This is a genomic window from Cytophagia bacterium CHB2 (assembly GCA_030263535.1).
In the GTDB taxonomy this organism is placed as follows: Bacteria; Zhuqueibacterota; Zhuqueibacteria; order Zhuqueibacterales; family Zhuqueibacteraceae; genus Coneutiohabitans.
Map to the genome: position 1 here is coordinate 1 of SZPB01000627.1, position 2,084 is coordinate 2,084.

Here is a 2,084-nt window from a genome sequence, read left to right on the forward strand (position 1 = left end):
GGCTGCCGTGGCATCGCGTGATTAACCGCAATGGCGCGATTTCCCTGCCCCGCTCACGCGGCTATGAATTGCAGCGCGAGCTGTTGCGCCGCGAGGGCGTCACCTTCGGCTTGCGTGATGCCATTGATTTGGAGCGCTTTCAATGGCGGCCGAGGTTGAAGGGCAAATAGACGTTTAGTCGAATTTGTTCAGAAAAAGCAAAGATTTTGGACGCAGATTTTCACAGATTCACGCAGATTAAAAACCTGTGTAACAAACCCGCAACATTGTGTTTTGGGGCAAAGTTTTTGGCCACAGATGCACACTGATGGAACACGGATGTGCGTGAGATGAGCTCCGATCGAAAACTCGCAGCGATTTTTCTTTAAGCCCTTCTCAAAAAATGTTCACAAAAAATCCGTGTTCATCCGTGGCTTCAAAATCTTTGATTGCGGCTTTGCTGTGCCGTGTATATCAGGAATGATCGGTGTAAAAAAATCTTAGTTCCGGCTCGTCCGGGTTACAGGATAGAATATGCAAGAAACAAAAATCAATTACGATGAAGAAGGCGATATTCTCTATGTTTCCTTCGGACGGAGCGAGCATATCACTGGTGTTGAGCTTGCTGACAATATTTTATTGCGCCTGGATACCGGAAAAGCTACGGGCACGAGTCCCCAAGCCATCGGATTAACATTCATCAGTTTTGCGCGAATGAGAGAACATCATCGTGACAGCCCCCTGCAAGTGCCGTTGATGAATCTGCGCAATCTTCCCGAGGAGCTTTGGCAAGCGGTTTTGGCCGTGCTCACAACGCCACCGGTTAGTGATTTTTTGGCAATTGGGTTTTCCCTTTCACCACAAGTACCGCCCTTGCCCGAGCGAATCGCCGCCTGAATAAATCTGTTTCCCCGTTTCTATTTTCCCGAATTCACCCGCACCTTATCAAACCAGATCGCGCGCTTGCCGTCTTCGGTGACGCGGCGCAACGGCAGCGTCACCGCGCCGAACGATTGATAATTCTCCCACAAATATGCGCCTTCGTGATTGCTCTGCAATTTGTAGCGCCAGCCCTGAATGCGAAAACTGGCGGGATCGATCCACAGCCAGTATTGATCGCCCGGAGTCAAGCCGACGTTCTCGAACGAAAGATGCAACACGCGATAGTCAACCCCGTTTTTGTTTTCACCAGGCGCTTCGCGCAGCGTCACGCCGGGTTTGATGTGCTCACCCAACAAGGCAAAGGCCTGAGCCACAATTTGCCCGGCGTCACGCATATGCTCAATGGCGCGGCGATTTTTGAGGGGAATACTCATAAATCTATCAACCCTTGTTGGGCGGCCAGGCTGACCACTTCGGTGCGGTTGCCGGCCCCCAATTTGCTCATAATTGAGCTGACGTGAAATTTAACGGTGCGCTCACTGATGACCAGTTGGGCGGCAATCTCTTTGTTCAGCCGTCCCAGGGCCAATAGGTGCAGCACTTCTAACTCACGCGGGGTCAGCTCATTGGCTGCTGCGGCGCTGCGGCTGGGCTGGCTGACCTGCCGTAACAATTTAGAAGCGATCACCGGCTGCAATAACGACCCGCCGGCATGCACCACCCGCACCGCCTGGAATAATTCCTGGCGCGGCGCGCCCTTGAGCAAATAACCCTGCGCCCCGGCCTGCACCGCTCCCAAAATGCGCTCATCCGTATCAAAGGCCGTAAAAACAATAACCCGCACGCCCAGATGGGCGGCTTGCAATTGGCGCAGCACTTCCACCCCATCCGCTCCTGGCATTTCCAGGTCCAACAGCATCACATCAGGCCGGGTTTGCAGCGCTCGCTCCACTGCCTCTGGCCCGGCGCCGGCCTCACCCACCACCTCAAAATCCGGTTGGGTGCTGAGAATGGCAACCAAGCCATCCCGCACCACGGGGTGATCGTCGGCTACTAGAATACGAATTTGATCCAATTTCCGCCTCTTGAAACGTTTAACTCAGTGGAATTGTTACTTCAAGCCGCGTGCCTGTTCCCGGACAACTTTCTAAGCGGAGAATGCCGCCCAGCAGCCTGGCCCGCTCATTGAGGCCAACCAACCCGTAGCGGCCCGGTGAGATGTC

Annotated in this window: 4 protein-coding genes; 2 read left to right on the forward strand and 2 right to left on the reverse strand. The window is 53.9% G+C overall.

The genetic code is table 11. The annotated features are described in order from the left end of the window. Nucleotides 1-170 (forward strand): DNA methyltransferase (locus FBQ85_29625; GenBank protein MDL1879290.1); only part of this gene is annotated, 170 nt, incomplete at its 5' end. A 343-nt stretch (nucleotides 171-513) separates the two neighbouring features. After that, a complete protein-coding gene (locus FBQ85_29630) occupies nucleotides 514-876 on the forward strand; it encodes a DUF2283 domain-containing protein (protein ID MDL1879291.1) in 363 nt (120 codons plus the stop codon). Between the two features lie 20 nt (nucleotides 877-896). Here FBQ85_29630 and FBQ85_29635 read toward each other — a convergent pair whose 3' ends face one another. Both FBQ85_29635 and FBQ85_29640 read right to left on the reverse strand, forming a co-directional pair. Further along, complete coding sequence (locus FBQ85_29635) at nucleotides 897-1,295, reverse strand: hypothetical protein (protein MDL1879292.1); 399 nt, start codon at nucleotides 1,293-1,295, stop codon at nucleotides 897-899. After that, a complete protein-coding gene (locus tag FBQ85_29640) occupies nucleotides 1,292-1,936 on the reverse strand; it encodes a response regulator transcription factor (protein MDL1879293.1) in 645 nt (214 codons plus the stop codon). Before FBQ85_29640 ends, FBQ85_29635 begins: the two co-directional genes overlap by 4 nt. Between the last annotated feature and the right edge of the window lie 148 nt (nucleotides 1,937-2,084).